The organism is Rhodococcus sp. LB1, from assembly GCF_001583455.1.
GTDB lineage: Bacteria > Actinomycetota > Actinomycetes > Mycobacteriales > Mycobacteriaceae > Rhodococcus_F > Rhodococcus_F opacus.
The window spans coordinates 114,008-120,994 of sequence record NZ_LTCZ01000301.1; the positions used below are offsets into that span (position 1 = coordinate 114,008).

A 6,987-nucleotide genomic window follows, 5' to 3' on the forward strand; every position below is an offset into this window, starting at 1 on the left:
TTCGACGCCGCCGCGGGCTTTGACGCCGCTGAGGACTTTGGCACCGCTGCCTCCCCTGTCTTGACTCTGTGGCTCGAAACTATCGAGCAGCTATTTCATCATAGCCGAAGACACTTCATATAACTGGCATGTCGTGCCCGTAAAATGTGGGCTACACAGCGTAAAGTTTCGATCTATGAACTTATCCCGTCGAATTCTCAGGAAAGGTCACGCGAGGAAGTAGCCAGACGTCACTGAGTCTGCCGCCAATAGGTCGTTACTCACCGTGTCGCGGAGAGACCCCCATCGATGGCGATCGATTGTCCGGTGATCGACCGCGCGGACGGCGACGCGAGGTAAACACACATTGCCGCAACCTCATCGGGCTCGATCATGCGCCCCTGCGGGCTCAGCAGGTGAGCACTGGCCTGGTCAACGCTTTTGCCCGTTTTGGCTACGATCTTCCGAATCGCTGCTGCTGCCATCGGCGTGTTGGTGTAGTACGGGCTCACGCAGTTGAACGTGAGGCTGGTCCCGGCAAACTCAGCTGCCAGCGAGCGTGTCATGCCCAGGAGCGCATGTTTGGCGGCGACATAGGCTGTGACATACGAGAAGCCCACCTCGGCGGCGATTGAGGCGATCGAGATCACCCGCCCCTGATTGCGTTCCAGCATCATCGGCAATGCGGCCCGGACGAGCCGCAGCGGGGCTTCGACGTCGATGCAATGGTGTCGTCGCCAGTGCTCCATATCCATTTCTAGAAACTTGACCGATTCGGCGATGCCCGCATTGTTGACGAGGACGTCGAGAGACCCGAACTCCTCCTGAACCGAGGCAACGACCGTGTGGCAGGCGTCCGCGTTCTCGACGTCAAGACGCCGACCGTGGATCCGCTGGCCTGCCGGCGAGAGGAAATCCTCGGCGCGCCGGGAGGCTGCCACCACGGTGGCGCCGGCCTCTGCCAACGCCTCCGAGATGACCCGACCGATCCCCTGGCTTCCTCCTGTAACCATGGCGACCTGGCCGCTGAGCGCACAACGTCGCGTGTCGCTCGATAAGCGCCTTTCGGTCATCCACGACCCCGAGTGCCCGCTCCAACAAGTTCGAACAGCGTCGCGTTCGCCTGTCCGCCACCTTCGCACATGGTCTGCATGCCGTAACGAATGTCGTTGTCCACCATATGCGAGATGAGCGTCGTGGCGATCCGCGCACCCGAGCCGCCTAGCGGGTGTCCGAGGGCAATGGCACCGCCGAGGGGATTCAGCAGCTCGTCGGCGACCTTGAACTCGGATTGCCAGGCGAGGACGACGGAGGCGAATGCCTCGTTGACTTCGAAGGCGCCAATGTCCGACAGTGAGATGCCCGACTTGGCCAGGAGCTTCTCGGTCGCTGGGATCGGCCCAGTCAGCATGACATTTGGCTCGCTCCCCGCAACGACTGCCGTGTGCACCCTCACCAGGGGCTTCCACCCGTGGGAGGCGGCGTACTCGGAGGTGGTGAGCAGGAGTGCCGCGGAGCCGTCGCTGATCTGCGAACTGTTGCCCGCCGAGATTCGCCCATCCGGGAGGAATGGGGTCTTCAGTGTGCCGAGGATGTCGAGAGTCGATCCGGGTCGGATTCCCTCGTCCACCACGAATGCGCCTGCGGCCGTTTCGATCGGCACCATCTGCCCGCTGAACGCTCCCCCGCGTGATGCGTTGTCGGCGCGGGCGTGCGATTGGAGGGCATAGTCGTCCAGCTGGGTGCGGGATAGGGACCACCTGCGCGCGATCGTCTCGGCGCCGAGGCCCTGGCTGGGGAACTCCGGGCTGTATCGCTTGGCGTACAGCTCACCTAACGGTGATTGTGTCCCGGCCGCAGATCCCATCGGCACACGTGACATCGACTCGACGCCGCCCGCCACCGCGACGTCATATTGTCCCGAGACGATGCCGGCGGCAGCGAAGTGGATCGCCTGTTGCGAGGAGCCGCACTGGCGGTCAATGGTCGTGCCGGGAACCGATTCCGGCCATCCCGCCGAGAGCACCGCCGTGCGTGCGATGTCGAAGGTCTGCTCGCCGGCCTGGCTCACACATCCCCACACGACGTCGTCTACGACGGAGGGGTCGAGGTCGCTGCGCCGGGCAAGCTCCTGTAGCACGTGTGCCGACAGGTCCGCCGGGTGAACTGTTGACAGAGAGCCGTTCCGCTTCCCCACAGGGCTCCGGACTGCGGCCACCACTACTGCATCACGCATGATTCTCCTTGGTGCTCGTACTTGTCAGGAAAGGACGAGAGTCTTTCCGTGATCTGCCAGCTCATTGCCGAGCCGCTCCATGAACGTGTCGTCCATCAGCTCCAGGCTCTGGCGCTGTTCGAACAGACTGAGACAAACCCCGTCTACCGAGGCTTCCGACGCCCACTTGGCGAGGCCGACCGCGACCTCATCAGGGCTGCCGAGGATCGGATCCTGCAGGAGGAACCTGCCCATCGCGCCGGGCTCGCCGAGCCGTCGCTCCGCCTCCTCGACGGGTCCGCGTCCATGTGCCACCAGCTGGGCGATAGCTTTCTTGTCGCCGCCTGCGACGATGCGGTGGGCGACCTCTTCCGCCTCCGCGCGCGTCTTGCGGATAATCACATGCTTGCGCCCGATCATCCCGGCGTCAGTGCCGCCGCTGACCTCCTTGGCTTTTTGGAACTGGCTGGCGTCGGCCGCGGTGCTGAACAGATAATCGGCGTTGTCGAGCGCGAACCGCATTCCCCGTTCGGATTGTCCCGCGTTCACCACGAGGGGCCCCCCCTTTTGTCGTGGGCGTGGCAGGCACTCGGCATCCTTGAGTTGGAAGTGCTCGCACGAGTACGAGGAGTGCCCGTCGCGCCACAATTCGCGGATGGCCTTCAGCCAGTGCTCCGCGTGGTCGTACCGGTCGTGATGCCCGCGCAGCTCGAGGCCGATCGACTCGAAGTCGGCCTGGGACCAGCCTGCTACGACGTTGAGGCCCCAGCGACCGTCTCCGATGTGGTCCATGGTGGCCCCCATCTTGGCAACGACAGCGGGACCGAATACTTCAGTGTGGATCGTCGTAAGGATTGTTGTGCGCGTGGTCACCGCAAGCAGCGCCGAGGTGAGCGTGATGGTCTCCAGGCCGTAGGGACAGAAGTCGGCCTGGTCTCCCTTCAGCCCCCTCCACCGCGCCACCGGCAGCAAGAACGAGAGCCCCATCTCGTCACCCGCGATCGCTATTTCGCGGACGTTGTCGTAGATCGGCTCGGTGGATCCCTCGGCGCTTGTGATGTAGTGCGCGTTGCGCATGTTCGCGAGGAAGAGTCCGAGGCGGACCCCGTTATTCACGCGGGGCAATGTTCGCGGACGGGAATGCTCGAGGGGCGGGGTGTAGGTGGTCACGGAGTTCTCCTAACTGAATATGAAGATCGGTCGCGGCGGATACGCACAACCTTGTCTGCGCTGAAGCGATAGCCCGCGGGAGTCCGCTGCCGGCTGGCGTTGCAGTGCGCTCACTCTTGCGCTTGCACGGAGCGTGCAAACCTCCGCGTGTGAGGCGGGGATCCGGCTTAGCGGCAGCGTGACCCACGCGGTTGGCCGCGTGTCACAACCACGTGCCGCTTGCAGGCCGGCGATGCCACGATGAACTTGGCCTGACATTGCTCCTCCGTCTGCCGACTGCGATGTCTCTCCCCGGCTTGTCACGAGCGCCAGGGGTACTTGTCACCGAGTAGCGGCAGCACGTCGTCGATAATCAGTGCCGCAGTCCCTTGCTTACTCCCGGCGCTGGAGATGATCGGACACAGGATCGCTGCGTCGGCCACGTCTGCCACGTACACATCGAGAATCAGAGTCGCCAATCCCTGAGGAGTGCCGACATAGCGAACTGTGTCTCCGAACTGCGCTTCCCCATACTGCAGTAATTCCCTGCGCGCGGTTCGGGCATCGGCGGCGATCAACACGTCGATTTCGAGTGCCACGATGAGATCTGCGGGATCTTCGCCCGCGCCGATCCACTGTTCGCGCACTGCCGCCCGTTCCCTGATGGCGCCGCGCAACTCGGCTTGCCGCATTCTGTGCACCATCGTGGCGGCCGAGCGCGGAGCCTGCGGACTGAAAAATGAGCCATTCCCCGTAGGGCGGAGATCCCTCCACGCGACAGTGTCGACTCCGTCCGCCATGGCGACGCGCAGTTCCGGCCTAACCGGCCGTGGGGTGACACCGGCTGTCATGACTTCTCCTACCCATTTCCGAATTCGACGTCGATCGCCTTCTGCGACAGTTTTCGGTGACCGCCGATCAAGCCAGCGGGGCGCCCGAGGTGGTTTGCTGAAAGCCGCACATGCATCGAATTTCAGCGGCTGGGCCGGGTCACGTACCGCGGCATCGGATGCAGGATGGAGAACCACCCTCGCAGTACCGCTTGGATCGATCGTTGCCCGCAGTCCAATCGCTCTGCTGCGCTATCCATTCCGGAGGCGAACCGCCGGCGGAAAGTCAGTCGTCCCAGTGCTCGATTGTGTCCGCTATGTCGCCGTCGAGGATCACGGCCATCTTCCACTCGTTACCCTGTACAAACGCCGTGTCGATGATCTCCACGATGTGATTGCGCGAAATCCCTCCGATCGACTTCGCCTGCCGGAGCGCATACCGGACGACAGCGGGGTTGGCCTCGAAGGCGCCTAGATGCATCGTCAGCAGCGGATAGATCTGCTTGGGCAACACGGCACTCGAGGTCGCCTGCTCGTACCGAAGCCGGTTGGCTTTGTACCCAGGCCCACGAAGTTTCAGCCAGAGGTCCACGAATCGCGGAACCTCCGAGTTCACACGCTCATGCCACGCACGCAGCGCTGCTTCGTCGGCGTCGGAGACGGGGATTTGAGTCGTATCGAGCCCGCTGACGAACTCGGACGGATCGATGCTCCAGTCTGCGGGAAAGACAATGCGGCCGGCGTCGTCCTTGTCCTCCCAAGAGTCCAGCCACGGCCCTGCGACGTCAGAGACCGCGTTGATCGCTCGCGGCCCACCTGACAGAAAGGCAAAGTTCAGCGTATCGAGGATCTGTCGCTTGGAGAATCCATGCTGTCGGGCGACGATCATCTCGTACATGCAGCCGTCTGCGTTCGCGGTGACAGCGTAGGAGTGGACGAAGAAGATGCCGCGCGGTACTTCGCTCGTCAGCGCCGGGACGAGACCACGGTACCTCTTGAATCCACCGGGATTGTTGTCGATCATCCACGGCGCGAACTGGGCGAACCGGGTGTCGCCTGTGCCGTGCGAAAGCTCGTACCAGCGAACGGCCTCAGCCCTCTCCTCGAAGGTCCAGTCGTTCGACGAAAGGTCCAGGTTCGGATACGGCGCGACACCTCTGTCGGCGCCAGTCGAATAGTGGTTCGGCATGTGTGCGGTTCCATTTCAGTTTGTCGACACTCGTGCGTAGTGGGCGTATGTGCTACTTCGCACCAGTTGGCAAGGAGCAGCTCGCGCGTCACAGTGGGGCGCTTGTCCTTGAAGCATAGACCAGGATTAGGTTTTACGGAAACAGTTCATGGTTTTTTCGATGCTCTACCCTAAATAATCGAATTGGGTTAACATTGCGACCTATGTGCAAGTGTGCTCACTGTGGTCGACGAACCGGCATCCTGAGCTCCTTCTCGACCAGTTCGCTGGCGGTGACAGGATGAACACCTCGCTGCGGTCCCCTGGATACTCGATGCCGACCTGCATTCGCCGCGCGCTTGAGGCCTCTACCTCTCGCGCATACTTGTCGCTCTCGGCCGTCACACCGTGTGACGGGGTCCGCATCTCAGCACCTCCACCGCCGACACTCGCAGTAGCCGGCCATTTCGCAGCCTGGAGCAGTTTCCTGACTGTGGCGGCAACCACCAGAAGGGACATCTCATGACGCTCGCGAATGCCGAACTCGATTCCGGAATCCTGCGCTCTGCATTTGGACAGTTCCCGAGTGGCGTCGTCGCACTGTGCGCCGAGATCGACGGGATCCCGGTCGGTATGGCAGCCAGCACCTTCGTCGCAGTGTCGATTGATCCTCCGCTTGTCGCATTCTGCGTCCAGAACACGTCGACGACGTGGCCGAAAGTCGCCGCAGCAGGACGAATCGGAATCAGCGTCCTCGGCGAAGAACACGACGTCGCAGCACGAACCTTGGCAGCCAAAACCGGTAACCGATTCGAGGGTCTCGACATGACGACAACCGAGGACGGGGCGGTCTTCATCGGAGGCGCGAGCATGTGGCTCGACGCCACCGTCACCGAAGAAGTTCCGGCCGGCGATCACGCCATCGTACTGATGCGCATCAACGAACTAGAGATTAAGCATGTCGCACCGATCGTGTTCCACGGCAGTAAGTTCCGCAGACTCGCTATCGAGGTCGGGTAGTGATCGCGCTCGAGGCGCTGCGCCATGGCAATCCGGTCCCGGTCTCCGACAATGCCCGACGCGCAACCGAGGGAACATGATTTTCACCGTCGACCGGGTGACGCCCGAATGGGCGGCACCGACGATGCGGAACACCTAAAGCCTGCTGCCTCCGCCGTAACTCCTGTCCGCGCCGAGGCGCTGAACCTGCCCCCGCTGAGAAGACTGATCGCACACATGTACACGATTCAGAAATGAGCACCATCGATGAAACCTGTGAACAGGTCTGATAGCTCCACGAGCAGTGGGGGATCGACGCGAGTCGGAGTTACACGTGAGTCCGGGGAGGACGAACGTCGCGTCGCACTGGTTCCGACGATCGTGTCGTCGTTGATCGCCAAGGGCGTCGAGGTCGTGGTGGAGTCAGGCGCCGGATTGGGCGCGTTGATCCCGGACGAGCTGTACGTCGCTGCCGGCGCATCGATCGGTGACCCGTGGGCGGCGGACGTCATAGTGAAGGTCGCACCTCCCACCGAGGCAGAGATTTCGAAGCTGTCGTCGGGTTCGACGCTGATCGGGTTCCTCGCACCGCGCAACGCCGAGAACAGCATCGGGGCGTTGAAGACCGCCGGGGTGCAGGCGTTCGC

General features: G+C 62.7%; 6 protein-coding genes and 1 pseudogene. 2 read left to right on the forward strand and 5 right to left on the reverse strand.

All coding sequences use genetic code 11. The features are described from left to right. Positions 1–260 precede the first annotated feature (260 nt). The 5 genes from AZG88_RS31790 to AZG88_RS31810 form a co-directional block, all read right to left on the reverse strand. Complete coding sequence (locus tag AZG88_RS31790) at positions 261–1,052, reverse strand: SDR family NAD(P)-dependent oxidoreductase (protein WP_061700124.1); 792 nt, start codon at positions 1,050–1,052, stop codon at positions 261–263. Then, positions 1,049–2,215: a thiolase family protein gene (locus tag AZG88_RS31795; RefSeq protein WP_061042605.1), complete on the reverse strand. Its 1,167-nt coding sequence runs from the start codon at positions 2,213–2,215 to the stop codon at positions 1,049–1,051. The genes AZG88_RS31790 and AZG88_RS31795 overlap by 4 nt, the downstream gene beginning before the upstream one ends. A gap of 24 nt (positions 2,216–2,239) precedes the next feature. After that, complete coding sequence (locus AZG88_RS31800; RefSeq protein ID WP_156517668.1) at positions 2,240–3,271, reverse strand: LLM class flavin-dependent oxidoreductase; 1,032 nt, start codon at positions 3,269–3,271, stop codon at positions 2,240–2,242. Between the two features lie 392 nt (positions 3,272–3,663). Then, positions 3,664–4,035, reverse strand: coding sequence for a hypothetical protein (locus AZG88_RS31805; RefSeq protein ID WP_061042607.1), 372 nt, complete (start codon positions 4,033–4,035; stop codon positions 3,664–3,666). A gap of 424 nt (positions 4,036–4,459) precedes the next feature. Beyond that, positions 4,460–5,362: a hypothetical protein gene (locus AZG88_RS31810; protein ID WP_061042608.1), complete on the reverse strand. Its 903-nt coding sequence runs from the start codon at positions 5,360–5,362 to the stop codon at positions 4,460–4,462. Positions 5,363–5,863: 501 nt separating this feature from the next. Here AZG88_RS31810 and AZG88_RS31815 point away from each other — a divergent pair. Both AZG88_RS31815 and AZG88_RS54420 read left to right on the forward strand, forming a co-directional pair. Further along, on the forward strand, positions 5,864–6,361 hold the full coding sequence (locus AZG88_RS31815) for a flavin reductase family protein (protein WP_061042609.1): 498 nt from the start codon (positions 5,864–5,866) through the stop codon (positions 6,359–6,361). 255 nt (positions 6,362–6,616) lie between these two features. Next, a pseudogene (locus tag AZG88_RS54420) lies at positions 6,617–6,987 on the forward strand (NAD(P)(+) transhydrogenase (Re/Si-specific) subunit alpha); the annotation flags it as partial.